Origin of the sequence: Streptomyces sp. NPDC048506, from assembly GCF_040651315.1 — a bacterium.
Classification (GTDB): Bacteria; Actinomycetota; Actinomycetes; order Streptomycetales; family Streptomycetaceae; genus Streptomyces.
In genome coordinates, this window is the sequence record NZ_JBEZIX010000025.1 from 55,020 (window position 1) to 81,436 (window position 26,417).

The following is a 26,417-nucleotide window of genomic DNA, read 5'->3' on the forward strand; positions in this document are numbered from 1 at the left end:
GGGGGAATTGTTGGTCTCCGACAAAAGTCTAGAGTTGCGCCTCACCGTCAGCCAGACGCCCCAGGATCAGTGCGATACGCAGGGTGAACGCGGAGCGCACATCGGAAGGTGACCATCCGGTGACGTCTGTCACACGTCGGAGCCGATAGCGCACGGTGTTGGGGTGGACGAACAACATCCGGGCGGCGCCCTCCAGACTGCTCGCCTGCTCAAGATAGACGCTCAGCGTCTCCAGGAGTGCCGAGCCCGCCTCCTCCAGCGGTCTGTAGATCTCCTCCACCAACTGCTCCCGCGCGACCGGGTCCGAGGCCATCGCGCGCTCCGGCAGCAGATCGTCCGCCAGCACCGGCCGGGGGGCGTCCGGCCAGGCGGCACAGGCCCGCAGTCCGGCGGCCGCGGCCTGCGCCGAGCGGGTCGCCGCCAGCAGGTCGGCGACGACCGGGCCGGCCACCACGGGCCCCGCGGCGAACGGGCCGATCAGCGCCTTCGCGGCCTTGAGCGGATTGTCCGAGCCGCCCGCGATCACCACCAGACGGGACCCCAGCACACCGGTCAGCACCTGGAGCTTGGCGTGCCGGGCGGCCCGCCGGATCGCCTCCACCGTCAGCTCGCTGTCGCCGTCCGGCGCGGTGCCCAGCACGACGCACACGTGCTCCGGCGAGTTCCACCCCAGCGCCGCGGCCCGGGAGACCGCGCCCTCGTCCGCCTCCCCGGACAGCACCGCGTTGACCACCAGCGACTCCAGCCGGGCGTCCCACGCGCCGCGCGCCTCCGCGGCCTGGGCGTACACCTGGGCGGTGGCGAAGGCGATCTCGCGCGCATAGACCAGCAGCGCCTCGCGCAGCACCGACTCGTCACCCGGGGCCGCGACCTCGTCGATCGCCGCCTCCATGACCTCAATGGTCGTGCGGACCATCTCCACGGTCTGGCGCAGGGTGATCGCCCGGGTCAGCTCGCGCGGAGCGGTGCCGAAGACATCGGTGCTGATCGCCTGCGGGGTCTCCGGGTGCCGGAACCACTCGGTGAAGGCGGCGATACCGGCCTGTGCCACCAGGCCGATCCAGGAACGGTTCTCCGGCGGCATCGCGCGGTACCACGGCAACGTGGCGTCCATACGGGCGATGGCCGCGGCGGCCAGCTTGCCGGACGAGTTCTCCAGACGCCGGAGGGTCGCCGAGTGCGGGTGCGCGTCGCGCGATGCGGGTTCAGACACGGGACAAGCCTGCACTATCGGGGCGAGGTGGTGAGGGGCCGGGGGCTACCGTGGGCCCATGATTCAGGTGCGCAGGGGCGGGGAGCGGTATCGGGGCGGCGATCGGGACGTCGGGATCGAGTCACTGCACGCGTTCTCCTTCGGGCCCCACTACGACCCGGACAACCTGCGCTTCGGGGCGTTGATCGCCTGCAACGAGGAGCGGCTGGCGGCCGGCGCCGGCTTCGACGAGCACCCGCACCGCGACACCGAGATCGTGACCTGGGTGATCGAGGGCGAACTGACCCACCGCGACACGGCCGGCCACGAGACCACCGTACGCCCCGGCGATCTCCAGCGGCTCAGTTCGGCCGGCGGCGTACGGCACGTGGAGCGCAACGCGGGCACCGCGCCGCTGCGCTTCGTGCAGATGTGGCTGGCGGAGCGGCCCCGCGACGCCGGCCGCACCGGCCACGACGGCGACGAGCCGTCGTACGAGCTGGTGCGCGAGATCGCCGACGGCACCCCGTACCCGGTCCCGCGGGCCGGTGCCGTGCTGCACCTGCGCCGGCTGGCCGACGGCGGGCGCACCGCGGTCCCGGACGCCGCCCGCGGCTACCTGCACGTGGTGCGCGGCGCCGTACGGCTCGGTGACGTGCGCCTGGAGGCGGGCGACGCGGCGCGGATCACCGACGGCAAGGGCCTGGAGTTGACCGGGTTGGCGGCGTCGGAGTGCCTGGTGTGGGAGATGGGCGCGGAGCCGGGTTCCGGGTGAGTCGGTGGGGGCGGTGCCGCCTCCCGGCGCCGCCCGGCCCGCTTCTTTTGCCGCGTCGGCCCGCTTTTTCGCCGCGTCAGGCCGACCGTGCCAGTTCGTCCAGCACCGCGTCCGTCAGCTTCGGCCAGGCCTCGATCGCCCACGGCCCGAAGGCCCGGTCGGTCAGCGCCACACAGGCCGCCCCGGCGTCCGGGTCCACCCACAGGAACGTCCCGGACTGCCCGAAGTGCCCGAAGGTGCGGGGCGAGGACCCGGCGCCCGTCCAGTGCGGCGACTTGCCGTCGCGGATCTCGAAGCCGAGCCCCCAGTCGTTGGGCTTCTGGTACCCGAAGCCCGGCAGCACACCCGTCAGACCGGGGAAGACCACCTGCGTCGCCGCGGCCAGCGTCTGCGGCGCCAGCAGCCGCGGCGCCTGCAACTCGGCGGCGAACCGGATCAGGTCGGCGACCGTGGAGACGCCGTCCTTGGCGGGCGAGCCGGGCAGGTCGGTCGCGGTCATCCCGAGCGGCTCCAGTACCGCCTCGTGCAGGTACTGCGGGAACGGGATGTCGGTCGCCTTGGCGATGTGGTCGCCCAGCGCCTCGAACCCGGCGTTGGAGTAGATCCGGCGGCTGCCCGGCGCGGCCATCGCCCGCTGCTCGTCGAAGGCGACGCCCGAGGTGTGCGCCAGCAGATGACGGACCGTGGAACCCTCGGGCCCGGCCGGCTCGTCCAGCTCGACCGCGCCCTCCTCGACGGCCAGCAGCGCGGCGTACGCGGCCAGCAGCTTGGTCACCGACGCCAACGGGAACCGGTGGTCCAGGGGCCCGTACGATCCGGCCACCACCCCGTCGGCTCGTACGACGGCGGCTGCGGCGGTGGGCACCGGCCAGTTCTCGATCATCCGGAGGCTCTGCATGTCCCCGAGCCTAACGTTCCCAAAATCCGGTCAAGTCTGCGTGTGATCACCGCTTGCTTGGAGTGCGCTCCAAGTCTCTAGCGTTGAAGACGTCGAGAGGCACCCGGCGAAGGAGTCGGGTCATTTCCGGCGTAACAGGGGAGACGGGGCATGACGGTGACGCAGCACGAACCGGTGACGAGCGGTGCGACCGCGACCGGCGGACTGCCGACGAAGGTGCAGGCCTGCGGCATCACGCCGACGCATCCACGGCCCACCGGTCGTGACCGGTACACGATCAGTGAGGTGGCCGAGCACACCGGCCTGAGCGCGCACACCCTGCGCTGGTACGAGCGGATCGGCCTGATGCCGCACGTGGACCGCACGCACACCGGGCAGCGCCGCTTCACCAACCGCGACCTGGACTGGCTGAGCCTGGTGACCAAACTGCGACTGACCGGGATGTCGGTCGCGGACATGGTCCGCTACGCCGAGCTGGTGCGCGTGGGCGAGAGCACCTTCGCCGAGCGCGAACAGCTGCTGACCGCACACCGCGAGGACGTACGGCAGCGGATAGCGGAGTTGCAGAGCACGCTGGACCTACTCGACTACAAGATCGATATCTACGCCGACGCCCGCCGGGCGTCCGAGAGGTTCTGAGGTCTCCATGAGTGAGAAGAAGATCGACACGGTCGAGCTGGGCGCCGGCGGCCCCCGGGTCGGGGTGCAGGGCCTCGGCTGCATGGGCATGAGCGCCGCCTACGGCCCGACGGACGCCGACGAGGCGCGGGCCACGCTGGAGCGCGCGCGGGAGCTGGGCGTCACGCTCTACGACACCGCCGATATGTACGGCATGGGGGAGAACGAGAAGTTCATCGCCCCGTTCATCCAAGCGCACCGCGACGAGGTGGTGCTCGCCACCAAGTTCGCGATCGCCACCGACCCGGACGACCCGACCAAGCGCACCATCCGCAACGACCCCGCCTACATCCGGCAGGCCGTCGAGGGCAGCCTGCGGCGCCTGGGCGTGGACGAGATCGACCTGTACTACATGCACCGCCGGGACCCGAAGGTCCCGCTCGCGGAGTCGGTGGGCGCCATGGCCGAGCTGGTGGCCGAGGGCAAGGTCAAGTACCTCGGGCTGAGCGAGGTGACGGGCTCCGAACTGCGCGAGGCGCACGCCGTGCACCCGATCACGGCGGTGCAGTCGGAGTGGTCGCTGTTCAGCCGGGACATCGAGCAGAACGTGGTCCCGACGGCGGCGGAGCTCGGCGTCGCCCTGGTCCCCTACTCGCCGCTCGGCCGGGGCTTCCTGACCGGTGCGTTCGTCAACGCCGACAAGGAGCTGTCCGCGGACGACTTCCGCCGTTCGCAGCCCCGCTTCACCGGCGACAACGCGGCCGCCAACGCCGCGCTGCTGGCGCCGATCCGCAAGATCGCCGAGGCGCACGGCGCGACGCCGGGGCAGATCGCGCTGGCCTGGTTGCAGCAGCAGGCCACGGCCCGCGGCCTGGCCGTGGTGCCGATCCCCGGTACCCGCAAGCGCACCCGCGTGGAGGAGAACGCCGGCGCCACCCACATCCGGCTGACCGAGGAGGACCTGGCACAGCTGGAGCCGATCGCCGGCCAGGTGCACGGGGAGCGTTACGCCGACATGACGCTGACGTCGGCGGGGCGCGAGTAGGACTGCGTCCGGGGCGCGGGCGGGGGCGGGGCGCGTCCGGGAGCGGGCGGGGTGCGTCCGGGCGCGAGTGGGCGCGGGCGGGCGCGAGTGGGCGCGGGCGGGCGCGTCCGGGCGCGGCGGGTTCGGTAACGCCCGTGTTCTGGCTGGCAGTTGGGGGCGCGGGAATACCTCCCGCCCGCGCCCGGTTGTGGCCCCGAGGGGGCCCATCCACCCCCTACGGGAAGTGTTCGCCCTACCCCTAGGGCCCGGCCTCCCCCCTCAGGCCCGGCCCCCAGGCCGAGCCCCCAGGCCCGGCTCTCAGGCCCGGCCCCCAGGCCCGGCCCCACACCCACCCCGCACGCCCAGCCCCGAGCCCCGCCCCGGAACCCGGCGCCCCTACGCCAACCCCAGCGCGAACAGTGCGAACCCGGCGGCCAGGACCGCCGCGAGGGCCCGGCGCGCCCGGGTGACGCCGGTCCAGGGCGCCTCGAAGCGGCGGGTGCTCCGGCTGATCAGCACGAGCGCGACGGCGAACAGCGGCAGCCAGGCGAGTCGCACCGCGATCCAGCCGAGCGTGTCCGGCGCGACCGTCAGCCCGGCCACCGGGCCCAGGAACGACGCCGGCACGGCCACCGACAGCATCGCCGTCTGGTGCCAGCACAGGACCGTCATCGCCGACAGGTTGACGATCACCACCGGTGCCCACAGGGCGGGCCGCCGCAACAGCCGGGCGAGCCGGTCCCGGAGCAGGATCGCGGCGCCGGACTGGGCCGCGGCCAGCGCCAGCACCAGCAGCGACGGCGGATGCGAGTTCGTACGGTCCTGACCGGGCACGCCCACCATGCTCGCCGGGTAGTGGAAGAACACCAGCAGCGCCGCGAACAGCGCGACCCCGCCGCCGAGCAGCACCCACGCCGCGCGCCGGCCGAGCCGCCGTTCGCCCCAGGAGACCCCGAGCTGATACCCGAACATCCAGCCGGGCAGCAGGTTGAGCAGGCTCAGCCAGGACGGCATGGCCTCCGCGAACGGTCCGTAGCGCAGGAAGTCCACCACCGCCACGGCCGCCAGCAGCGGCGCCGCCGCCCACGCCCCCCACCACCGCGCCGCCCGGACGCAGTACGGGGTGAGCGCGGTGATCCCCGCGTACACCCCGACGAACCACAGCGGCTGGATCACCAGCGTCGCCCCGGTCCGCAGCGTCGCCTCGGGCACCCCGAGCCCGTACAGCAGGGGAAGCAGCGCCGCCCATACGGCCGTTACGCCGAGCACCGGGCGCCCCAGTCGGATCAGCCGGCCGCGCAGCCAGGCACCGGCCGACCCGCCCCGCTCGATGGCGCGCCGGAACGACAGCGCCGACGCATAGCCGCCGACCAGGAAGAAGATGCCGAGCATCTGGAGTACCCAACTGGCCGGCGCCAGGGCGCCGATGGCGGTCAGCGGGCTGGCGTTGTGCAGCGCCCCGCCGCCGTCGAGGGTGAAGCCGCCCAGCAGCCAGTGGCCGGTGGGCACGGCGAGCAGAGCCAGCGCGCGCAGCCCGTCGATGGCCCGATCGCGGTCGGCGGGCGTGCGGTCGTCGATCGCGCGGACGGTCTTGTGGGCCGCGCCTCTGAGGGGCGCGAGGAGTGCGGTGTCCATGGGGCGTCCTTGAGTCCTCGAAGCGGTGTGGTTTCTCGAAGCGGTCCGCTGCGGTGAGGCGGTCCGCTGCGGTGAGGCGGTCTGCTGCCGCGAGGCGGTCCGCTGCGGTGAAGCGATCTGCTTCCTTGAAGCGGTGGGCGCGGAGTGCGGGCCCAGCCGGTGCGGCGCGGTGTCAGTGCACGTCGCTGTAGTGGCCCAGCACGATGGCCGCGAAGTTCCGGAGCGAGTCCGTACCGGGGGCGAGGTAGCCGGTGTGGCCCTCGGCCTGCTCGGCGGAGACCCGGCGGGCGCCGAAGGCGGGGTCGGTGGGGTCGGCGCCGTGCCCCAGGCCCAGCAGTTCGACGTTGGGGACGTCGCCGATCCAGTCGGACGCATCGCGCGCCGCCCAGACCCGCGCCGTGGTGTGCAGCTCCGCCACACTGTCCCGCCGCATGCCCGGGGAACCGAAGACGATCAGGTCGGCGAGGCCGCCGCGGCCCACCTGCGGTATCGCGAGCCCACAGACCACCGAGCCGTAGCTGTGGCACAGCACGGCCGGTGCCGGCGCACCGACGGCCGTCAGCCCGGACAGCAGACGGGCCAGCCGCGGCGCACCGGCCTCGGCGAGCCGGCCGGTCGCGGCGTCCGGACCGAGGCCGACCGGAGTGGTGTAGCCGGCCCAGGCGATGACCGCGGTGCGGGTCCCCGGCGCGTCGGCCGCCAGTTGGGCGCGCAGCGACCTGGCCATCCCGGCCGGGGTGCCGTACGGGTCCCTGGCGCGGTCGAACGAGCCCAGGTCGATGTCCGACCCGGGAACGACCACCGCGAGGTGCTGTGCGGTCGTCAGATCACCGTAGACCTCGGCCACTTGACCGCGACCGCGCGGGTCGAAGGCGAGGATGTGGCGACCGGGCGCGAGCAGCGCGGCACAGCGGTCGGCCGCCTTCCTGGCCTCCCGGTGGTCCTCCAGGGTGCCGGCCGGGTCGGTGGCGCGGGCCAGCTGGCGGTCCCGTTCCGCCGTGATCGCACGGGAGTTGGCCTCGTACCGCAGGGCGACCGGTGCGCCGTCGAGGTTGCCCACGGTGAGCGGGTGCCGGACGGCGAGGGCGTGCCGCTGGGCGCCGGTCAACGAGCCGAAGAAGCGGGCCAGGTCCGCCGGCCGTGCGGTCGCCGGGTCCGGCGGCCGCACCCCCAGCGACCGGTCGGCGTGCCAGGCGGCGGCGCCGGGCGCGGGGCCGGTGACGGCGGTCTGCGCGGTCCCGGCCGCCCAGCCGCCGGTCCCGGCGACCAGGGTCACCGCGAGCGCGGCGCCGATGAGCGTGCGCCTGCTGCGACGGATCGCGGTACCCAGCACGGACATGGTGTCTCCCTCTCCCGTTGGTGTGGCGGAGGGAAACGTAGGGAGAGGGTGTATGACGCTGCGTCACACCGCGGAGCCAACTCCCGGGTGATACCGGGGTAGGGGGTGCGGAGCGCCCCTCGTCCTCAAGGAGGAGGGGCGGGCCACGGCAGGGAGGGGGCGGTCGCCACCGTTCTGCGGGCGAGCGGTGACTACCGCCCTCCGGGCGCCACCAGCCCCGACTCGTACGCGAAGATCACGGCCTGTGCGCGGTCCCGCAGCTCCAACTTGGCGAGCACTCGGCCGATATGGGTCTTCACGGTCTGCTCGGCGAGGATCAGCGCCTCGGCGATCTCCTGGTTGGACAGCCCGCGGGCGATCAGCTCCAGGACCTCCGTCTCCCGCGGGGTGAGGCCGTTCAGCCGCAGCGAGGCCCGGTCCTTGCGGGGCGCCGGGCGCTGGCGGGCGAAGTCCGCGATGAGCCGGCGGGTCACCGACGGTGCGAGCAGCGCCTCACCGGCCGCCACCACCCGCACCGCGGAGATCAGATCGGCCGGCGGCGCGTCCTTCAGCAGGAACCCGGAGGCGCCCGCTCGCAGCGCCTCGTAGACGTAGTCGTCGACGTCGAACGTGGTCAGCATCAGCACCTTCGGACGGTGGGTGACACCTGCCGGTGGGTCGAGCAGCTGCCGGGCCGCCTCCAGTCCGTCCATCTCCGGCATCCGGACGTCCATCAGCACCACGTCGGGGTGCGCGCGCCGGCTCAGCGCCACACCCTGCACTCCGTCGGGCGCATCGCCCACCACATCGATGTCGCTCTGTGCGGCGAGCAGCGCGGCGAACCCCGCGCGCACCATGGCCTGGTCGTCGACGATGATCACGCGGGTGGTCATACCGAGTCGGATTCCTTCGCTGAGAGAGGGGACACGGGGGAGGGCGGTGGGGAGAGGGGCAGTTGCGCGGCGACCCGGAAACCGCCGTCGGGCAGCGGCCCGGTGTCGAGCGAGCCGTCCACCAGGCGCACCCGCTCCCGCATACCGACCAGGCCGTGGCCCGTGCCGGTGGCCTCCAGCGGCGCGGACGGCGCGGGCGGCGCGGAGTTGACGACCAGCACCGTCAGCCGTGCACCGTCCGTCGTCACCGACACCCGGGTCTGCGCACCCGGGGCGTGCCGCACCACATTGGCGAGCGCCTCCTGGACGATGCGGTACGCGGACAGGTCCACCGCCGGCTCCGGCACCACCGGCTCCTCGGGCAGCACCAACTCGACCGGCACACCGGCCCGTACCGTGCCCTCGACCAGCTTGGGCAGCATCCCGATCCCGGGCTGGGGGGCCTTCTCCGGGCCGCCGTGCCGCTCGGTCTCCTCGCTGCGCAGCACCCCGAGCAGTCGCCGCATCTCCGCCAGCGACTCCCGTGCGGTCGCCGCGATGGCCCCGAACTCGTCCTCGGCCTCCTTGGGGATGCCGCTGATGCGGTACGGAGCGCTGTCCGCCTGGACGGTGATCACCGACATGTGGTGGGCGACGACGTCGTGCAGCTCGCGGGCGATCCGGGTGCGCTCCTCCAGCAGCGTACGGCGGGCCCGTTCGGCCTCGCTGATGTTCTCCTGCTCGATCAACTTCCGCTGGGCGTCGCCCCGTTCGCGCAGCGTGGCGCCCATCAGCAGCATCACACCGGTGAGGACGAACATCAGCACCAGGGTGCTCTGGCTGCCGTCGGGTGCGGCCGGCTCCAGCAGGACGCCCGCCGCGCCGGTCGTCAGCCAGACGGCGATCAGGGTGCGGCGGCGCTCCCGTAGGGACAGCGCCAACATCAGCGCGAGGTAGCCGACGATCACCGGGGGCGTCCAGGGCCAGGCCCGGCCCGCGGTGCCGTCGGCGCTGATGAGCGCCACGGCGCCGAGCACGTCCGCGGCGAAGATCACCCACCAGGCCTGTAGCGGACGGGTCACCGCCAGCAGCAGCGGCACGGTCTGCGCGGTGGCCAGGGCCCCGACCAGCCCGCCGTTCAGGCCGTAGTCGTTGCCGAGGACGTTCGCGGTCGACGGCAGCAGGGAGACCGCGAAGCAGAACGCGACCAGGTACGGCAGCCGGCGGAGCCAGCGGCTGTGGACGGTGCCGAAGAGCGGGGTGCCGGGTTCGGTCGGGGTGCCCAGTTCGACGGCGAGGATGCGCAGCCCTTGGCGTACGGCGCGCAGCGCCCGGGTGCGGGCCGATCCGCGCGCGGTGCCGCCGGCCGGCTCGTGTGGCGTTTGTGCGGGGGTGGGAGGTGATCCGTTCATCGCCCAGCCAATGTAAGCGGAGCCCGCCCGCCGCGGCGTCATACCAGGGTGCGGGCCCCACCCCGTACCACGGTATGAACTCCGCCGGCCGGTGCCGGGTCATCCGGCACAACCGTCAGAGCTCCGCCAGCAACTCGGCCTTCTTCATGCTGAACTCGTCGTCGGTCAGCAGCCCCGCGTCGTGGAGTTCGCCCAGGTGCCGGATCCGGTCCGCGATGTCCGCCGGGTCGCGGCGCGCGTCCCCGGTGCGGCGGCGCACCGGCTCGTCCTCCGGTGCCTCCTCGGTCCCCGCCGCGCGGACGGCTTGAAGCACCGAGGCGGCGAACGGCAGCGATTCGTGGACCGGCCCGTACCCCAGCCCGAACACCACGGCGGCCGGGTCCTGGTCGGCCTCGCCCGCCTCCGGCTCGCGCGCGCCGCGCTCCAGCAGCCGCAGATAGCCGTTGAAGATCTCCGGCGAGCGCCACTCGACCCCGGCCAGCTCGCCGACGGTGAAGGTCTGGTCGCCGCACTTCCACTTCGCGGACGACGCGCCCGTCCAGAACCAGCGGAAGGCGACCGAACGGCCGTCGAAGGAGGCCTTGCCGTCGTACGCCTTGAAGTGCAGTGGCGGCTCCGGCGCGGCCACCAGATGGTGCTCGGCGGGCTCCTTCGCCACTGGGCCCAGTGCCGTGCGCAGCTCGTCGGCGTAGTACTCGGCCAGCGTTCCGCGGTCGGCCGGCAGGACCAGACGGTACGGGTCGGCGTCCTCCTTGAGCTGGCCGTTCGCCGCCTCCATCAGCGGATCGGCGCCCGGCCGGGGCACGGCGTGCAGCACCACCGTGCCGCGTCTGCCCTCGGTCACCTCGATCGATCTCAGCGCCTCGTACGGAATGCGTCGCTCGCCGAGCGCCTGGAACAGCTTCGGCCTGCGGATCCCCCGTTCGAAGCGGATGAGTACGGAGTCCGTGTCGAACTCCCAGACGGCGTGAAAACCGGCCAGCACATCACCCATGTGGCTCATCGTATGCGGGCGGTTGCCCGCCCGTCCCCCCTCCGGACACCTGGAGGGCGCCTGCCGAAACCCGGTGTGTCCCGCGGCCCGTGCTGCCCCGCAGGTCCGGTGCGACGCATGCGCCCATGTCCCGTTGACGCCCGCGCCGCGGTGCGCGGTTCCCGCAGGCACGGCCCGTCCCCGGGCGCCGGGCCGTGCCTGCGGTCCGCTGGTCGTGCCACGGTCCGGCCGTCAGGCGGCCAGGCCCGTGCTGCACTGCGGATCGTCCGATGCGCACTGCACGGCGCTGGTCGCGCCCACCCCGACCAGGGCGAAGTTGTGCAGGCTGCGGGTCCCCGGTGCGAAGTAGCCGGCGTGTCCGACGGCGCCGTCGGCCGACAGGATCCGCGATCCGAAGGACGGATCGACCGGGTCGGCGCCGTGGCCGAGCCCGCCGACCTCCAGGTACGGCACGTCCTGGATCCAGTCGTCGGAGTCCCGCATCGCCCAGACCCGGGCGTGCGTACCCAGGCCCGAGACGCTGCCGGCCCGCATGCCGGGGCTGCCCGCCACCGCGATGTCCTCGACGTTGGACGGCAGGTGACGGGCGGCGACGCCACACACCACGGACCCGTAGCTGTGGCAGAACAGCGAGACGGTGTCGGAGGACGGCAGCGACGCCACCAGGGCGCGCAGCCGGACCGCGCCGGCCTCGGCCAGCTGCCCGGTGGCGGCCTCGACGCCCAGTCCGGACGGCGAGGTGTAGTCGGCCCAGGCGATCACGGCGGTGCGGCTGTCCGGGCTCGCCTTCCGCTCGGCGTGGTACAGGGCGCCGGCCATGCCGACGGGGGCGGTGGTGGCCCGCGCGGTGCGCTCGAAGGTCGTGAGGTTGGTGTCCACGCCGGGCACCACGACGGAGACCCGGTCCGCCGCCGGGAGGTTGCCGAAGACCTCGGCGGCCCGGCCGCCGCCGGCCGGATCGAACGCGAGGATCTGCCGCTCGGGGCTCATCAGCGATTCGAGGCGGTGCATCAGCCGGCCCGCCTCCTGGCGTCCGACGGGCGTGAGCCGGTGGTCGGTCGTCCGCCGCTTCTCGACGGCGCGGGCGTCGTCGATCGCCATCCGGTTGGCGTGGTAACGGAGTTGGACGGGTGCGCCGCCCATGTTGCCGACGACCAGCGGATAGCGGGCGGCGAGCTGCTGCTGCTCGGCCCGGCTCAGGGTGGCGAAGAAGGCCCGGAGGGCGGCCGGCGCGGCCTTGGGGTCGGGCAGCGGGCGCCCGAGGAAGGTGGTGTGCTTCCAGGAGGTTCTGGCGGTGGCCAGCGGGTCGGCGTCCTCCTTGGTGCCTCTGATGGCCGTGAAGCCCGTCATGGCGAGCATCACGAACACCACTACCAGGGCGAGCGCCGCACGCCAGGCAGTGGACTGCAGGAAACCGGAGGAGGGGCCGAGGCCCGAGAAGGAATTCACCGCGAGCCACCCTAGGAGACGTAACAGGGTGGCTGTGCCGGCCGTGAGTGATATCACGTTTCACGGTGGGTATTTCGACCAAACCGGACACAGTCCGTCGATTTGCCGCGCTCAGTCGTGCAGAAGCGGTCTCATGGGGAGATTAATCGGTTGCGCAGCGGCGGGTGGTCGTCACCGGGGGTCGCTACCGGAGGCCGCGGCCGAGTGCGGTGTCGGGACGGGTGATGCCGCGGGCCGTCGGTGCTGCGACCGACGAGGGAAGGCCTGGCGGGGGAGGGCCCGGCAGGGAGGGTCCGGCCGGCCCCTGGTCAGTGCCGGCCCCTGGTCAGTGCCGGCCCCGCCAGTCGTCGTCGATCGCCGGGACCATGTGGTCGAGGTAGGACTGGGTCAGCTCGCGGATCGAGTCCACGCTGCACTCCGGCCCCTCGCCCCACACCTTGCCCGCGACCCGCATCACCCCGCTGAACGCGGCGACCAGCACCCGCGGCCGCGGATCGGTCTCCACGTCCAGTCCCTCGCGGCGGGCGATCAGTCGCGCTATCTGCTCCTCCAGCTCGGAGGAGCGCCGCAGGTGCGAGGCGATCAGTGCGGGCGTCGACTCGATCATGCGGTACGAGCGCATGTGCAGCTCCACCGGGATCACCGACTCGATGGCGCTGCCGATCTCGTCCCACGCCGTCATCACCGCGCTGCGCAGCGCGGTGAGCGGGGACTCGGACGCCGGCCGCGCGGCCAGCTCTTCCAGGAAGCGGGCCTCGACCATCTCCTGGACGGCGAAGGCGACGTCCTCCTTGTTGGCGAAGTAGCGGAAGTAGGTGCGCTGGGAGACGTCCACCGCCTCCGCGATCTCGTCGACCGTCGTCGCGTCGTACCCCTGCTCCGTGAACAGCTCCAGTGCCGCACGGATGAGGGCGTCGCGGGTGCGCTGCTTCTTGCGCTCGCGGAGGCCGCCCGTGGGTGGGGTGTGCGGCGTCGGGGTCGCCATCCTGCGCCGCCCTTCCGATCTTCCTGGTGGTGTTCTCGCTGCTCAGATTACCTGTGAGCTAGATGACAGTTACCGACTCATGAATTGCTTTGTCAACTGTCAGTGGCTGACATTAGCCTCGACGTATGAGTTCTCAGACCCCGGTCGCCGTCGCCGCGCCGGAACGTCCCGTACCGGAGCCCCCGAAGGGGCTGCGAGGCCATCCGTGGCTGACCCTGTTCTCCGTCGCCATCGGCGTCATGATGGTCGCCCTGGACGGCACGATCGTCGCCATCGCCAACCCGGCCATCAAGGAGGAACTCGACGCCTCGCTCGCCGATGTCCAGTGGATAACCAACGGCTATATGCTCGCCCTCGCCGTGTCGCTGATCACGGCGGGCAAGCTCGGTGACCGCTTCGGCCACCGCCAGACCTTCCTCATCGGCATCCTCGGCTTCGCCGCCGCCTCCGGCGCCATCGGGTTCTCCCACGAGGTCGCGCTGGTCATCGTCTTCCGTGTGCTGCAAGGCCTGTTCGGTGCGCTGCTGATGCCCGCTGCGCTGGGCCTGCTGCGCGCCACCTTCCCCGCCGAGAAGCTCAACATGGCCATCGGCATCTGGGGCATGGTCATCGGTGCCTCCACCGCCGGCGGCCCGATAGTCGGCGGACTGCTGGTGGAGCACGTCAACTGGCAGTCCGTGTTCTTCATCAACGTCCCGGTCGGCGTGCTGGCCCTGGTCATGGGTCTGGTGATCCTCAAGGACCACCGCGCCGAGAACGCCCCGCGCTCGTTCGACGTCCCGGGCATCGTGCTGCTCTCCGGAGCGATGTTCTGCCTCATCTGGCCGCTGATCAAGGCGTCGGAATGGGGCTGGGGCGACATGAAGACCTGGGGCTTCCTGATCGGCGCGGTGGTGCTCTTCGTCCTGTTCGCCGTCCTGGAGACCAAGGTCCGCGAACCGCTCATCCCGCTGCGGATGTTCCGCTCGCTGCCGCTGACGGCCGGTACGGTCCTGATGGTGCTGATGGCCTTCGCCTTCATGGGCGGCCTGTTCTTCGTGACGTTCTACCTCCAGAACGTGCACGGCATGACGCCCGTCGACAGCGGTCTCCACCTCCTTCCGCTGACCGGCATGATGATCGTCGGCTCGCCGCTGGCCGGCGCTCTGATCACCAAGTTCGGCCCGCGGATCCCGCTGGTCGCCGGCATGGTCCTGACCGCCGTCGCCATGTACGGCATGTCCGGCCTGGACACCGGCACCGGCACCGGCCCGATGTCGCTGTGGTTCGCGCTGCTGGGCCTCGGCCTCGCGCCCGTCATGGTCGGTGCCACCGAGGTCATCGTCGGCAACGCCCCGCTGGAGCTCTCGGGTGTCGCCGGTGGTCTCCAGCAGGCCGCGATGCAGGTCGGCGGCAGCCTCGGTACGGCCGTGCTCGGCGCCGTGATGGCCTCCCGGGTCGACAACGACCTCCCGGGCAACTGGCGGTCGGCCGGCCTTCCGCCGGTCCCGCCCGCGAAGGCGTCCCAGCTGTCCGACGCCGTCTCGGCCGGCATCGCCCCGATCCCGAAGGGCACTCCGCCGGAGTTCGCCCAGAAGATCACCACCGTCGCCCACGACACCTTCGTGTCCGGCATGGGCCTGGCCTTCACGGTGGCCTGCGGGGTGGCGATCGTCGCCGCCGTCGTCGCGGTCTTCACCAAGCGTGGCGCCAACGCGGAGGCCGGCGCCGGCGTCGGCCACATCTGACCGGCGTCTCTCGCACGGCGCGGGGCGCCCCCCCCGCATCCCCCGGCGCGCGGCCGGCCGAGCACCCGCTCGGCCGGCCGCGCGCCGTCGTTCTCGCTGCCGCTCCCCGCACCGCGCGTCAACCGGCCGATCCGGGCCGCCGTCCGGCCCATCCACCGTGACCCCAGCGGCAGTTGGGCCCCGCCGACGAGCCGAATCCCTCCTTCGGATGAGCCCGCACGGGGAACCCACCGCCCCGAGCGCGGCCCTCCCGGCGCCGCCGGTGCGCACGGATCCTTCGGCAGGCGCGGGGAGGAACGGTTCCGCGCCCCACCCGGGCCTCCCCCTCACCCGTCAACACCGTGCACCGGCGCCCCGCTCCGCCCCCTCCCGCTCGTCCACATACCTGATCCGGGTGGCCGGGCGGCCACGGCCTTGGCAATCGCTCCGCGCCCTCGCCAAGCTCGGTGCCGAAGCACCCGCAGCGGGCAACCGGCCCCTGCGGCACGCCACCGTCGTACTCCACGGGGGAGAGATTCCTATGCGTCTGTGCACGTCCCACACCACCGGGCTCCTCACCGGCCTCGCCGCCCTCACCGCGGTGCTCGCCGTCCCGCCCGCCTTCGGCAGTCCGGCCGCGCACGCGGCCACCACCCACCGCGCCGGCGCTTCCTCGGCCGCTTGCGCGGCAGGCCAGCTGTGCGTCTGGCCGACGCCCGACTACCGCGGCCGGCGGCGCACCTACGAGCTCTCCGACATCGACATCGAGAGCTGCATCCCGCTGCCCAAGGGCAGCAGCGCCGCCTCGTTCGCCAATCGCACCGGCCGGCCGGTCACCACGTACCAGAGCGCGGAGTGCGCCGAGACCGGCGAGTTCGACACCTACCCCGGCGGCGGCAGCTGGGTGCCCCAATCGCCCTACCAGGTAAGGGCGTTCAAGGTCTGGGAGCAATGAGGCCGGACGCGCGACGCCCCCGACAGCAGGGCGCTGTCGGGGGCGTCGTACCTCAGCGGGCGGTGCGGCCCGCGGCGGCGTTACGCGTCGCCGCCGGCCTCCCCGGCCTCGGCGGCCGAGACGTCCAGGAGCTGGTAGCGGTCGATGGCCTGCTTCAGCAGCGAGCGGTCGACCTTGCCCTCCTTGGCGAGCTCGGTGAGCACGCTCAGGACGATGGACTGCGCGTCGATGTGGAAGAAGCGACGGGCCGCGCCACGGGTGTCCGCGAAGCCGAAGCCGTCGGCGCCCAGCGACTGGTACGTGCCGGGGACCCAGCGGGAGATCTGGTCCGGGACGGAACGCATCCAGTCCGAGACCGCGATCTTCGGGCCCTCGGCGCCCTGGAGCTTCTGCGTCACGTACGGGACGCGCTGCTCCTCCTCCGGGTGGAGCAGGTTGTGCTCCTCGACGTCGACCGCGTCACGGCGCAGCTCGTTCCAGGACGTCGCCGACCAGACGTCGGCCTTGACGTTCCACTCGTCCGCGAGGATCCGCTGGGCCTCGATCGCCCACGGGACCGCGACGCCCGAGGCGAGGATCTGGGCGGCGTGCTCGCCCTGCTCGCCGGGCTTGACGCGGTGCAGACCCTTGAGGATGCCCTCGACGTCGACGTCGCCCGGCTCCGCGGGGTGCTGGATCGGCTCGTTGTAGACGGTCAGGTAGTAGAAGATGTCCTCGGCGTTCTCGCCGTACATCCGCCGCAGACCGTCCTTGACGATATGCGCGATCTCGTAGCCGTACGCGGGGTCGTAGGCGACACAGGCCGGGTTGGTCGACGCCAGCAGCTGGGAGTGGCCGTCGGCGTGCTGAAGACCCTCACCGGTCAGCGTCGTCCGGCCGGCGGTCGCGCCGAGCACGAAGCCACGCGCGAGCTGGTCGGCCATCTGCCAGAACTGGTCGCCGGTGCGCTGGAACCCGAACATCGAGTAGAAGACGTAGACCGGGATCAGCGGCTCGCCGTGCGTGGCGTAGGCGGAGCCCGCCGCGATCAGCGAGGCGGTGCAGCCCGCCTCCGTGATGCCGTCGTGCAGCATCTGGCCGGTCGGCGACTCCTTGTACGCCAGGAGCAGTTCGCGGTCCACCGACTCGTACTGCTGGCCCAGCGGGTTGTAGATCTTGGCCGACGGGAAGAACGCGTCCATGCCGAAGGTGCGGTACTCGTCGGGCGCGATCGGCACGAACCGCTTGCCGATCTCCTTGTCCCGCATGAGGTCCTTCAGGATCCGGACGAACGCCATGGTCGTGGCGATCTTCTGCTGTCCCGAACCCTTCTTGGCACTCGCGTACGCCTTGTCGTCCGGCAGCGGCAGCGGCTTGGCACGCACGACACGGGTCGGCACATAGCCGCCCAGCCCCTTGCGGCGGTCGTGCATGTACTGGATCTCTTGGGAGTTGCGGCCCGGGTGGTAGTACGGCGGCAGGCCGTCCTCCAGGTCCTTGTCCGGGATCGGCAGGTGCAGCCGGTCACGGAAGCCCTTGAGGTCCGCGACCGTCAGCTTCTTCATCTGGTGGGTCGCGTTGCGGCCCTCGAAGTTCGGACCGAGCGTCCAGCCCTTGACGGTCTGCGCGAGGATCACGGTCGGCTGGCCCTTGTGCGCCTTGGCCGCCGCGTACGCCGCGTAGATCTTCTTGTGGTCGTGACCGCCACGGCCCAGGTGCAGGATCTGGTCGTCGGTCATGTTCGCGACCATCGCGCGCAGGCGGTGGTCGTCGCCGAAGAAGTGCTCGCGGATGTACGCGCCGCTCTCGGTGGCGTACGTCTGGAACTGGCCGTCGGGGGTGGTGTTGAGCTTGTTGACCAGGATGCCGTCGCGGTCCTGCGCGAGCAGCGGGTCCCAGCTGCGGTCCCACACCAGCTTGATGACGTTCCAGCCGGCGCCGCGGAACTGCGACTCCAGCTCCTGCATGATCTTGCCGTTACCGCGGACCGGGCCGTCCAGGCGCTGGAGGTTGCAGTTGACGACGAAGGTGAGGTTGTCCAGGCCCTCGCGGGCGGCGATGGACAGCTGGCCGAGCGACTCGGGCTCGTCCATCTCGCCGTCGCCCAGGAACGCCCAGACGTGCGACGCGGAGGTGTCGGCGATGCCGCGCGCCTCCATGTAGCGGTTCATCCGGGCCTGGTAGATCGCGCCGAGCGGGCCGAGGCCCATCGAGACGGTGGGGAACTCCCAGAAGTCCGGCATCAGCCGCGGGTGCGGGTAGCTGGACAGGCCGTTGGGGGCCTTGGACTTCTCCTGGCGGAAGGCGTCGAGCTGGGCCTCGTCCAGTCGGTCCAGGAGGAAGGCGCGGGCGTAGACACCGGGCGAGGCGTGGCCCTGGAAGAAGATCTGGTCGCCGCCGTCGCCCCCGTCCTTGCCCCGGAAGAAGTGGTTGAAGCCCACGTCGTAGAGGGAGGCGGAGGAGGCGAAGGTGGCGATGTGGCCGCCGACGCCGATGCCGGGGCGCTGGGCTCGGGACACCATGACGGCCGCGTTCCAGCGGGTCGCATTGAGGATCTTGCGTTCGATTTCCTCGTTGCCCGGGAAGAACGGCTCGTCCTTGGTCGCGATGGTGTTGACGTAGTCCGTGCTGCGCATCTCGGGCACGGCCACACGCTTCTCGCGGGCTCGCTCGATCAGCCGGAGCATGAGGTAGCGGGCACGTTCCCGGCCTCGCTCGTCAATGGCCGCGTCGAGCGAGTCGAGCCATTCCCGGGTCTCTTCGGGATCGAAGTCCGGGACCTGGCTGGGAAGGCCGCCAATGATGATCGGGTTTCGATCGGATCCGGAAGCCACGCTGTTCCTTCGTGTTCGGGTCGTGACGTGCTCGGCTCGCTATTGCTGCTGCGCACGGGACGAATGCTGTCTCTGCCTTGGTGTCGCGCCGTCTTCCATCGTGTACCGAGCCACAGGGATACGTCACCTCTACCGATGGGTAACCACCCGCTGAGAGATAGGCGCGGGGAAAGCCGATTTCTCAGGTCGGCCAAATCGCAACCATACGCCCATGTCGAAAGTGCTTCGCGTACGGACGTGCGGCGCCCGGACAAGATCCGGAACGACCCCCTCCACCCCCCGAAGGGACCAGTCGCGCGCGATTACCCCATAAAATCGACAGAACGCTGTGGTGTGAATCACTGGCGGGCGTTCCGTTGGGGTCGCGGATGCGGCGAGACGCCTCCAAACGTCACCGTTTCGGCGGTCTGGACCGCCGGGTACTTGCGCGATCCGCCCGGCCCGTGTGGACTACGCCCAATGCTCCGCGCACGCGCGGGGTCCCCGAGCATTACCGAAACATGACAGGAGGCAATCCGTGAGCGCGACCGCGGACCACGCGGAGGAGCGGACCAACCCGGCAGCGAAGCTGGGGTTCGAGCCCGGACAGGTGGTCCAGGAGATCGGCTACGACGATGACGTCGACCAGGATCTCCGCGAAGCCATTGAGACCGTGATCGGCCAGGATCTCGTCGACGAGGACTACGACGATGTGGCCGACGTCGTGCTGCTGTGGTTCCGCGATGACGACGGCGACCTCACGGACGCGCTGGTGGATGCCATCGGTCTGATCGACGAGGGCGGCGAGATCTGGCTGATGACGCCCAAGACCGGCCGAGACGGCTACATCGAGCCCAGCGACATCAACGAAGCGGCGCAGACCGCGGGCCTGTCGCAGACCCGGAGCATCAACGCCGGCAAGGACTGGACCGGCAGCCGCCTGGTCACGCCCAAGGCGGCCAAGTCCGGCAAGCGCTGAGTCGCCCCGCCCGGACGTTCGCCACCGAGCCCCCTCCGCCCTGTTCCGGAGGGGGCTCGGCCCCGTTCCGTACGGGTTCCCCCGCCGTCCACCCCGGCGCGTAGGGTTGGTCGCGTTCTGTTGAGCGTGAGCGGAAGGGACCCACCCATGGCGATCGAGGTCGGCACGAAGGCTCCGGATTTCGAGCTGAAGAACCAGCACGGCGAGCTGGTCAGGCTCTCCGACTTCCGCGGCGAGAAGTCCGTCGTCCTCCTCTTCTACCCCTTCGCCTTCACGGGCGTGTGCACCGGCGAGCTGTGCGCGCTCCGCGACGAGCTGCCCACGTTCGTCAACGACGACGTCCAGCTGCTGGCCGTCTCCAACGACTCCCCGTTCTCGCTGCGCGTCTTCGCCGAGCAGGAGGGCCTGGAGTACCCGCTGCTGTCGGACTTCTGGCCGCACGGCGAGGCCTCGCGGGCGTACGGCGTCTTCGACGAGGAGAAGGGCTGCGCGGTGCGCGGCACCTTCATCATCGACAAGGAGGGCGTGGTGCGCTGGACGGTCGTCAACGGCCTGCCCGACGCCCGCGACCTGAACGAGTACGTCAAGGCCCTCGAAACCCTCTGAGCCGGCGCGCCCCCGCCGTGCCGGCATCCCCTTGGCCGACATCCACAGCCGTCCAGGTGCGATATCTGCAATCGGTGGGAACCGGTCACTAGGATCAAATCGTTGATCCGATGCCATGCACGATGGGGGCGCAAATCTTTACGTACCCCTCGAATCTATGGGAGGACTCGTGGGAGTCAGCCTCAGCAAGGGCGGCAACGTCTCGCTGACGAAGGAAGCCCCCAATCTGACCGCCGTCGTCGTCGGTCTGGGCTGGGACGCGCGTACCACCACCGGTACGGACTTCGACCTGGACGCCAGCGCCCTGCTGACGAACGACCAGGGCAAGGTCGCCAACGACCAGAACTTCGTGTTCTTCAACAACCTGAAGAGCCCGGACGGTTCGGTCGAGCACACCGGCGACAACATCACCGGTGAGGGCGAGGGCGACGACGAGCAGATCAAGGTGAACCTCGCCGGCGTGCCGGCCGATGTCGCCAAGATCGTCTTCCCGGTGTCGATCTACGACGCCGAAACCCGCCAGCAGAGCTTCGGCCAGGTCCGCAACGCCTTCATCCGCGTGGTCAACCAGGCCGACAACAAGGAGCTGGCGCGCTACGACCTGAGCGAGGACGCCTCGACCGAGACCGCCATGGTCTTCGGCGAGCTGTACCGCAACGGCGCGGAGTGGAAGTTCCGGGCCATCGGCCAGGGCTACGCCTCGGGCCTGCGCGGTATCGCGCAGGACTTCGGCGTCAACGTCTGAGCGACCGGATCCGGGATCCGATCGTCCAGGTCAGGTCGGGGGCGGCGCTGCCGAAGCGCCGGCCCGTGCAGCAGAGTGACCGCGTCCGGCGCCGTACGCCCCGTCCGGGGAGTGCGGCGCCGGACGCGCTTGAAGGGAGGCGGGCCGCGCCCGGGTACGGCCCGTACCGACACCGGGGAGGAAGCGAACGATGAGCGTGACGCTCGCCAAGGGGGGCAATGTCTCCCTGTCCAAGGCCGCTCCGAATCTCACACAGATCATGGTCGGCCTCGGCTGGGACGCGCGGTCCACGACCGGAGCGCCCTTCGACCTCGACGCCAGCGCGTTGCTGTGCCGGTCGGGTCGGGTGCTGGGGGACGAGTACTTCGTCTTCTACAACAACCTCAAGAGCCCGGAGGGCTCCGTCGAGCACACCGGAGACAACCTCACCGGTGAGGGGGAGGGCGACGACGAGTCGATCCTGGTGGACCTCTCGCAGGTGCCCGAGCAGGTCGACAAGATCGTCTTTCCGGTCTCGATCCACGAGGCGGATCTGCGCGGACAGAGCTTCGGCCAGGTCAGCAACGCCTTCATCCGCATCGTCAATCAGTCCGACGGCAGCGAACTCGCCCGTTACGACCTCAGCGAGGACGCATCGAGCGAAACCGCAATGATCTTCGGCGAGGTATACCGCTACAACGGCGAATGGAAGTTCAGGGCGGTAGGCCAGGGGTACGCGTCAGGCTTGCGGGGCATCGCTCTAGACTTCGGGGTCAACGTTTCGTAAAGCGCCGCGCGCTGCGCGCGGGGGACCCACACAGCGAGGGATTGGGTAGGCAGTGCTCCTGAAAACCTTTGGCTGGTCGTTCGCCATCACGGTGCTCGGCCTCGCCTTGGCCGGCGTGCTCTGGGGGTGGCAGGGGCTCGCGATCGTCGGGATCCTGTCCGTACTGGAGATCTCGGTCTCGTTCGACAACGCCGTGATCAACGCAGGCATCCTGCGCAAGATGAACGCCTTCTGGCAGAAGATCTTCCTCACTGTCGGCATCCTCGTAGCGGTATTCGGCATGCGACTGGTATTCCCGGTCGTCATCGTCGCGATCACCGCGAAACTGGGCCCGATCGAGGCGGTCAAGCTCGCCATCAACGACAAGGCGCACTACCAGGAACTGGTCACCAGCGCCCACCCGGCCATCGCGGCTTTCGGCGGGATGTTCCTGTTGATGATCTTCCTCGACTTCATCTTCGAGGAGCGCGACTACAAGTGGCTGTCCTGGATCGAGAAGCCCATGGCCAAGATGGGCAAGCTCGACATGCTGTCCGTCATCATCGCGCTGGTCGCCCTGCTGGTGACCGCGATGACGGTGGCCACCGACGTCGCGCACGGCGGCGGTGACAAGACCGCCACGGTCCTGTTGTCCGGCGTTGCGGGCCTCATCACGTACCTCGTCGTCGGCGGTATCTCCGGCTACTTCGAGGGCAAGCTGGAGGACGACGAGGACGGCGACGGCGACGAAGCCTCGGCGCAGCCGACGACGCAGGGCACCGGCGCGGCGCTGGGGCTGGCCGGCAAGGCCGCGTTCTTCATGTTCCTCTACCTGGAGGTCATCGACGCGTCCTTCTCCTTCGACGGGGTCATCGGCGCCTTCGCGATCACCAACGACATCTTCATGATGGCGCTGGGTCTGGGCATCGGCGCGATGTACATCCGCTCCCTGACCGTCTTCCTGGTCCGCAAGGGCACCCTGGAGGACTACGTCTACCTGGAGCACGGCGCGCACTACGCGATCGGCGCGCTGGCCGTCATCCTGCTCATCACGATCAAGTACGAGATCAGCGAGGTCATCACCGGCCTGGTCGGCGTCGTGCTGATCGGTCTCTCCTTCGCCTCGTCGGTGATCCGTAACCGGCGCGAGGGCACGCCGGGGGACCCGGCGGGAGCCAAGTCGGAAGTCACCTCCGGAGTGTGACGCGGCGCTGATTGAGGAACGCTCTCAGCGGGGCGGCTTTGAGGTGCAGACCTCGGGCCGCCCCGCAGTGATTGGGGCCGAACAAGGGGGTGGGAAAAGTGTCATTTCTGGGGAATCTGTGGCGCGGTGGCGCCCAGAAGTTTGACTTCGACAGCGGGGGAGCTTCGTACGTCGTCGAGCTGACGAAGCGGCATCCGGTGGTCTCACTGACCAAGCAGGGCGCGGCCACCGGACATCTGCGGGTCAACCTGCACTGGCAGATGAGGACCTCGGACCTGTACGAACGGGGCGGACAGAACAGGGGAAGCCTGCTGCGGCACCCGGGCAAGCTGTTCAAGCCCGAGGTCGTCCAGGCGCAAGGGCCGGCCGTGGTCAACGTGGACCTGGACCTGGCCTGCATGTACGAACTCAATGACGGCACCAAGGGCGTGGTGCAGCCGCTGGGCGACTTCCTGGGCGACCTCAACGGCCCGCCCTTCGTCAAGCTCAGTGGCGACGACCGGTTCGGTTCCGGGACGGGCGAGACGCTCTACATCAACCTGGACCACCGCGAGGAGATCAAGCGGCTGCTGATCTTCGTCTACATCTATGACGGCACACCCGCCTTCGACCGCACGCACGCGGTGGTGACGCTCTACCCGAGCTCCGGTCCGCGGGTGGAGGTCAAGCTGGACGAACGGGCGCCACAGGCCCGTTCCTGCGCTGTCTTCATGCTGGAGAACACCAAGGGCGAGCTGGCCGTGCGCCGCGAGGTGAAGTACGTCTACGGCTTCCAGGCGGAGCTGGACCGGCTGTACGGCTGGGGCCTGCAATGGGGCCGGGGCTACAAGTCGAAGGTGTGAGGCGCCGGTGTGAGCCGCCTCCCCGGCCGGGCGCGCCGCGTCGAACCGGCGCGCCCGGCCGCTCGGGGGGTGGCGACCACCCTCAACGGCGCTGGAACTGAGGGCCCTGGGGCGGCAGGACGAAGGACGGATCCGGCACGAAGGACTGCTGATGCGTCGGATACCCGTACCCCGCGGTGGTCGGATGCGGCTGGTACGGCGGGTAGCCGTACCCGGGCGGCTGCTGGGGTTGGTACTGGGGTGGCGGTCCCGGGTAGCCGTAGGCGGGCTGGGCCGGGGGCTGCGCGGGCGGTGGCGGAACGTTGGGCGGATAGCCGTAGCCCCCACTGGTGGGCATCGGAGCCGGTGGCACCAGGGGCGCCGGGGGCGTTGCGGCGGCGGACGGCAGTGGCGCCGCCGAGAGCGGCTCCGGCATCGCGTCCGATACGTGCTGCGTGACGGCGTCCGGGTCCGCTGTCCGAGGGGGCTGCGGGTCGGCCGCGGACGGCGGGCCCGAGGCCTCTTCCGGCCAGGGGCTCGGCGGCGGGGTGGTGGGGGTGACCGGGGTGGGCCCGGAGGGCGCGTCGGACGGACCGGCGGCCGCCGGCTCGCTCTGCGCGGGCGCGGGCATGGCCTCCGTGGGCTCCGAGCCGGGGGCCGGCGCCGGGGCCTGTGAGGCCGCCGGGGCCTGCGAGGCCGCCGGGGCCTGCGAGGCGGCGGCCGGGGTGGAGCCGTCGTCGGCGATCGCGTCGTTCTCCTCCACCGAGATCCCGAACTCGGTCGCCAGGCCGACCAGACCGCTCTCGTACCCCTGTCCCAGGGCGCGGAACTTCCAGCCCGTGGCGCGGCGGTACAGCTCCCCGCAGATCAGGGCCGTCTCATCGCCGGTCTCCGGCGCTACGTCGAAGACCGCAATCGGCTCGCCCTCGCTCTCCACCGCGTCGTACAGCAGAACCCGCAGATCCGCTACGCCCGCGAAGGGGCCGCCATCCGACGAGGCGGCCAGCACCACCCGGTCGACAGACGGGTCCAGCGTGGCCAGGTCCGCCTCGATGGTGTCGGTCAGGCCGTCACCGACCCGGGTCTTGGGCAGATGGCGGACCAGGCCACTCGGGTGCCGTGGCTGGTTGTAGAAGACGAAGTCCTCATCGGAGCGCACGCGTCCCTCGGGCCCCACCAGGAGGGCCGAGGCGTCGACATCGGGGACACCGGCGCCGGGGGTCCAGCGCAGGACGGCCCGGACAGCCGTGGCCTCTAGGGGTACGTTCGACCCTTTCAGCATCGCGTGCGTCATGCCGCAATCCTGCCTTCCCTGAGGTCGGAGGGACAACGCGGGGGCCGCGAACCGCGCATGGTGCGTGCTCACGGATACCTGTACGCCTCACACGGGTTACGTGATTTTCACGCACGCGGGAACTAACCACACCCCCACACACGTACGATTACCGGCTGGATCCAGACAGCGAGACGCAGCGGGGGTGCCCGGGTCCCGCATGTACACGGGGAGTCATATGCGTCATTTTGGGCACCTTTCGCCCGACATCCGGAAGACACTGTTCCACCAGGAGCCGGTGGAGTTCACCGCCGACTCTCCGGCCCGCACGCTCGCGGTTGCCCTCGGTGCCACGCTCTACAGCCCGGCCACCCGCCCCCGGCTGGCCGACGATGTCCTCAAGCAGGCCGGACGTGGCGTGATGTCGATGGTGTTGTGTCTGGAAGACGCCATAGGGGACGGGGACGTCGAGGCCGGCGAGGACAACCTCGTCCGCCAACTGGGCCTGCTCGACGAGGCGGCCGACGCCGGCGCGGACCTCCCGCTGCTGTTCATCCGCGTCCGTGCCCCCGGCCAGATACCCGATCTGGTACGCCGTATCGGGCCGGCGGTGCGCAGGCTGTCCGGCTTCGTGCTTCCGAAGTTCACCCGGGAGCGCGGGATCCCGTTCCTTGAGGCGCTGGCCGCGGCGGAGGACGCCTGCGGCCGACGGCTGTTCGCGATGCCGGTGCTGGAGTCCCCGCGACTGCTGCATCTGGAGAGCCGCTGCGAGACCCTGCGGGGCATTGCCCGGACCGTCGACGCATACCGGGACCGGGTCCTGGCGCTGCGGCTCGGCGTCACGGACTTCTGCTCCGCCTACGGGCTGCGCAGAGCACCCGACATGACCGCCTACGACGTCCAGATCGTCGCCTCCGTGATCGCCGACGTGGTGAACGTGCTGGGCCGGGCCGACGGCACCGGCTTCACGGTCACCGGCCCGGTCTGGGAGTACTTCCGGCTGCACGAGCGCATGTTCAAGCCACAGTTGCGGCGCAGCCCGTTCCTGGGGCGCGCCGAGGAATTGCGTACAGCGCTGATCGAGCACGACATGGACGGCCTGCTGCGCGAGATCGAACTGGACCGCGCCAACGGACTCCAGGGCAAGACCTGCATCCATCCCTCGCACGTCGCGCCGGTGCACGCCCTCTCGGTGGTCAGCCACGAGGAGTACAGCGACGCCGTGGACATCCTGCGGCCGGAACGATGCGATGGCGGTGTGCTGCGCTCCGCCTATACGAACAAGATGAACGAGGTGAAGCCGCACCGCGCCTGGGCCGAGCGGACCCTGCTGCGCGCGGAGGCGTTCGGAGTCGCCCGGGAGGGCATCGGCTTCGTGGAGCTGCTGGCGGCGAGCCTGCCGCAGAGCTGAGCCGCGGC

23 protein-coding genes are annotated in these 26,417 nt (G+C 71.0%); 12 read left to right on the plus strand and 11 right to left on the minus strand.

The window, feature by feature from the left end:
* Positions 1-28 precede the first annotated feature (28 nt).
* The gene (locus AB0C96_RS21285; RefSeq protein ID WP_362919234.1) at positions 29-1,213 is read right to left on the minus strand and encodes a helix-turn-helix domain-containing protein; all 1,185 of its coding nucleotides are present in this window, start codon (positions 1,211-1,213) and stop codon (positions 29-31) included.
* Between the two features lie 58 nt (positions 1,214-1,271).
* On the opposite strand from AB0C96_RS21285, the gene AB0C96_RS21290 reads away from it, so the two are divergent.
* Positions 1,272-1,967 (plus strand): pirin family protein, encoded by a 696-nt coding sequence (locus AB0C96_RS21290; protein ID WP_362919235.1) that lies wholly within the window; start codon positions 1,272-1,274, stop codon positions 1,965-1,967.
* Positions 1,968-2,043: 76 nt separating this feature from the next.
* Here AB0C96_RS21290 and AB0C96_RS21295 read toward each other — a convergent pair whose 3' ends face one another.
* Positions 2,044-2,865, minus strand: coding sequence for a serine hydrolase domain-containing protein (locus AB0C96_RS21295; RefSeq protein ID WP_362919236.1), 822 nt, complete (start codon positions 2,863-2,865; stop codon positions 2,044-2,046).
* A 150-nt stretch (positions 2,866-3,015) separates the two neighbouring features.
* On the opposite strand from AB0C96_RS21295, the gene AB0C96_RS21300 reads away from it, so the two are divergent.
* Both AB0C96_RS21300 and AB0C96_RS21305 read left to right on the plus strand, forming a co-directional pair.
* The gene (locus tag AB0C96_RS21300) at positions 3,016-3,504 is read left to right on the plus strand and encodes a MerR family transcriptional regulator (protein WP_362919237.1); all 489 of its coding nucleotides are present in this window, start codon (positions 3,016-3,018) and stop codon (positions 3,502-3,504) included.
* 7 nt (positions 3,505-3,511) lie between these two features.
* A complete protein-coding gene (locus AB0C96_RS21305) occupies positions 3,512-4,528 on the plus strand; it encodes an aldo/keto reductase (RefSeq protein WP_362919238.1) in 1,017 nt (338 codons plus the stop codon).
* A 375-nt stretch (positions 4,529-4,903) separates the two neighbouring features.
* Here AB0C96_RS21305 and AB0C96_RS21310 read toward each other — a convergent pair whose 3' ends face one another.
* From AB0C96_RS21310 to AB0C96_RS21340, 7 genes are all read right to left on the minus strand, one after another.
* Positions 4,904-6,142, minus strand: a complete 1,239-nt coding sequence (locus AB0C96_RS21310) for an acyltransferase family protein (RefSeq protein ID WP_362919239.1) — start codon at positions 6,140-6,142, stop codon at positions 4,904-4,906.
* 172 nt (positions 6,143-6,314) lie between these two features.
* On the minus strand, positions 6,315-7,481 hold the full coding sequence (locus AB0C96_RS21315; protein WP_362919240.1) for an alpha/beta hydrolase: 1,167 nt from the start codon (positions 7,479-7,481) through the stop codon (positions 6,315-6,317).
* A 191-nt stretch (positions 7,482-7,672) separates the two neighbouring features.
* Positions 7,673-8,353, minus strand: coding sequence for a response regulator transcription factor (locus tag AB0C96_RS21320; RefSeq protein ID WP_362919241.1), 681 nt, complete (start codon positions 8,351-8,353; stop codon positions 7,673-7,675).
* On the minus strand, positions 8,350-9,744 hold the full coding sequence (locus AB0C96_RS21325) for a sensor histidine kinase (protein WP_362919242.1): 1,395 nt from the start codon (positions 9,742-9,744) through the stop codon (positions 8,350-8,352). The genes AB0C96_RS21320 and AB0C96_RS21325 overlap by 4 nt, the downstream gene beginning before the upstream one ends.
* Positions 9,745-9,859: 115 nt before the next feature.
* Positions 9,860-10,738, minus strand: coding sequence for a DUF4429 domain-containing protein (locus tag AB0C96_RS21330; RefSeq protein ID WP_362919243.1), 879 nt, complete (start codon positions 10,736-10,738; stop codon positions 9,860-9,862).
* 231 nt (positions 10,739-10,969) lie between these two features.
* Positions 10,970-12,187, minus strand: a complete 1,218-nt coding sequence (locus tag AB0C96_RS21335; RefSeq protein WP_362919244.1) for an alpha/beta hydrolase — start codon at positions 12,185-12,187, stop codon at positions 10,970-10,972.
* A gap of 325 nt (positions 12,188-12,512) precedes the next feature.
* A complete protein-coding gene (locus AB0C96_RS21340; protein ID WP_362919245.1) occupies positions 12,513-13,172 on the minus strand; it encodes a TetR/AcrR family transcriptional regulator in 660 nt (219 codons plus the stop codon).
* A 125-nt stretch (positions 13,173-13,297) separates the two neighbouring features.
* Between AB0C96_RS21340 and AB0C96_RS21345 the strand changes: the two genes are divergently transcribed.
* Positions 13,298-14,899 carry an MFS transporter gene (locus AB0C96_RS21345; RefSeq protein WP_362919246.1) on the plus strand — a complete coding sequence of 534 codons (1,602 nt, stop codon included), beginning with the start codon at positions 13,298-13,300 and terminating at the stop codon, positions 14,897-14,899.
* Between the two features lie 520 nt (positions 14,900-15,419).
* A complete protein-coding gene (locus AB0C96_RS21350; RefSeq protein ID WP_362919247.1) occupies positions 15,420-15,833 on the plus strand; it encodes a peptidase inhibitor family I36 protein in 414 nt (137 codons plus the stop codon).
* A gap of 80 nt (positions 15,834-15,913) precedes the next feature.
* Here the strand turns inward: AB0C96_RS21350 and aceE are convergent, their stop codons facing one another.
* On the minus strand, positions 15,914-18,646 hold the full coding sequence (gene aceE, locus AB0C96_RS21355; protein ID WP_362919248.1) for a pyruvate dehydrogenase (acetyl-transferring), homodimeric type: 2,733 nt from the start codon (positions 18,644-18,646) through the stop codon (positions 15,914-15,916).
* A 517-nt stretch (positions 18,647-19,163) separates the two neighbouring features.
* Between aceE and AB0C96_RS21360 the strand changes: the two genes are divergently transcribed.
* The 6 genes from AB0C96_RS21360 to AB0C96_RS21385 all read left to right on the plus strand — a co-directional run bounded on the left by AB0C96_RS21360 (position 19,164) and on the right by AB0C96_RS21385 (position 23,746).
* Positions 19,164-19,604 carry a DUF3052 domain-containing protein gene (locus tag AB0C96_RS21360; RefSeq protein ID WP_362919249.1) on the plus strand — a complete coding sequence of 147 codons (441 nt, stop codon included), beginning with the start codon at positions 19,164-19,166 and terminating at the stop codon, positions 19,602-19,604.
* A gap of 147 nt (positions 19,605-19,751) precedes the next feature.
* On the plus strand, positions 19,752-20,210 hold the full coding sequence (locus AB0C96_RS21365; protein ID WP_362919250.1) for a peroxiredoxin: 459 nt from the start codon (positions 19,752-19,754) through the stop codon (positions 20,208-20,210).
* A 169-nt stretch (positions 20,211-20,379) separates the two neighbouring features.
* On the plus strand, positions 20,380-20,955 hold the full coding sequence (locus tag AB0C96_RS21370) for a TerD family protein (protein WP_362919251.1): 576 nt from the start codon (positions 20,380-20,382) through the stop codon (positions 20,953-20,955).
* 190 nt (positions 20,956-21,145) lie between these two features.
* Positions 21,146-21,721 carry a TerD family protein gene (locus AB0C96_RS21375; RefSeq protein WP_362919252.1) on the plus strand — a complete coding sequence of 192 codons (576 nt, stop codon included), beginning with the start codon at positions 21,146-21,148 and terminating at the stop codon, positions 21,719-21,721.
* Between the two features lie 52 nt (positions 21,722-21,773).
* Entirely contained in the window at positions 21,774-22,904 is a 1,131-nt protein-coding gene (locus AB0C96_RS21380; protein ID WP_362919253.1) for a DUF475 domain-containing protein, read from the plus strand.
* A gap of 98 nt (positions 22,905-23,002) precedes the next feature.
* Positions 23,003-23,746 carry a Tellurium resistance gene (locus AB0C96_RS21385; protein WP_362919254.1) on the plus strand — a complete coding sequence of 248 codons (744 nt, stop codon included), beginning with the start codon at positions 23,003-23,005 and terminating at the stop codon, positions 23,744-23,746.
* Positions 23,747-23,828: 82 nt separating this feature from the next.
* Here AB0C96_RS21385 and AB0C96_RS21390 read toward each other — a convergent pair whose 3' ends face one another.
* Positions 23,829-25,019, minus strand: coding sequence for a TerD family protein (locus tag AB0C96_RS21390; RefSeq protein ID WP_362919255.1), 1,191 nt, complete (start codon positions 25,017-25,019; stop codon positions 23,829-23,831).
* Between the two features lie 217 nt (positions 25,020-25,236).
* Between AB0C96_RS21390 and AB0C96_RS21395 the strand changes: the two genes are divergently transcribed.
* Entirely contained in the window at positions 25,237-26,409 is a 1,173-nt protein-coding gene (locus AB0C96_RS21395) for an HpcH/HpaI aldolase/citrate lyase family protein (RefSeq protein ID WP_362919256.1), read from the plus strand.
* The last annotated feature ends 8 nt before the right edge of the window (positions 26,410-26,417 follow it).

Excerpts from the sequence above, each read along its gene's own strand:
- AB0C96_RS21290 (WP_362919235.1), top strand. The coding sequence starts at position 1,272 with ATGATTCAGGTGCGCAGGGGCGGGGAGCGGTATCGGGGCGGCGATCGG.
- AB0C96_RS21295 (WP_362919236.1), bottom strand. The coding sequence starts at position 2,865 with ATGCAGAGCCTCCGGATGATCGAGAACTGGCCGGTGCCCACCGCCGCA.
- AB0C96_RS21300 (WP_362919237.1), top strand. The coding sequence starts at position 3,016 with ATGACGGTGACGCAGCACGAACCGGTGACGAGCGGTGCGACCGCGACC.
- AB0C96_RS21305 (WP_362919238.1), top strand. The coding sequence starts at position 3,512 with ATGAGTGAGAAGAAGATCGACACGGTCGAGCTGGGCGCCGGCGGCCCC.
- AB0C96_RS21310 (WP_362919239.1), bottom strand. The coding sequence starts at position 6,142 with ATGGACACCGCACTCCTCGCGCCCCTCAGAGGCGCGGCCCACAAGACC.
- AB0C96_RS21315 (WP_362919240.1), bottom strand. The coding sequence starts at position 7,481 with ATGTCCGTGCTGGGTACCGCGATCCGTCGCAGCAGGCGCACGCTCATC.
- AB0C96_RS21320 (WP_362919241.1), bottom strand. The coding sequence starts at position 8,353 with ATGACCACCCGCGTGATCATCGTCGACGACCAGGCCATGGTGCGCGCG.
- AB0C96_RS21325 (WP_362919242.1), bottom strand. The coding sequence starts at position 9,744 with ATGAACGGATCACCTCCCACCCCCGCACAAACGCCACACGAGCCGGCC.
- AB0C96_RS21330 (WP_362919243.1), bottom strand. The coding sequence starts at position 10,738 with ATGGGTGATGTGCTGGCCGGTTTTCACGCCGTCTGGGAGTTCGACACG.
- AB0C96_RS21340 (WP_362919245.1), bottom strand. The coding sequence starts at position 13,172 with ATGGCGACCCCGACGCCGCACACCCCACCCACGGGCGGCCTCCGCGAG.
- AB0C96_RS21345 (WP_362919246.1), top strand. The coding sequence starts at position 13,298 with ATGAGTTCTCAGACCCCGGTCGCCGTCGCCGCGCCGGAACGTCCCGTA.
- AB0C96_RS21350 (WP_362919247.1), top strand. The coding sequence starts at position 15,420 with ATGCGTCTGTGCACGTCCCACACCACCGGGCTCCTCACCGGCCTCGCC.
- AB0C96_RS21365 (WP_362919250.1), top strand. The coding sequence starts at position 19,752 with ATGGCGATCGAGGTCGGCACGAAGGCTCCGGATTTCGAGCTGAAGAAC.
- AB0C96_RS21375 (WP_362919252.1), top strand. The coding sequence starts at position 21,146 with ATGAGCGTGACGCTCGCCAAGGGGGGCAATGTCTCCCTGTCCAAGGCC.
- AB0C96_RS21390 (WP_362919255.1), bottom strand. The coding sequence starts at position 25,019 with ATGACGCACGCGATGCTGAAAGGGTCGAACGTACCCCTAGAGGCCACG.
- AB0C96_RS21395 (WP_362919256.1), top strand. The coding sequence starts at position 25,237 with ATGCGTCATTTTGGGCACCTTTCGCCCGACATCCGGAAGACACTGTTC.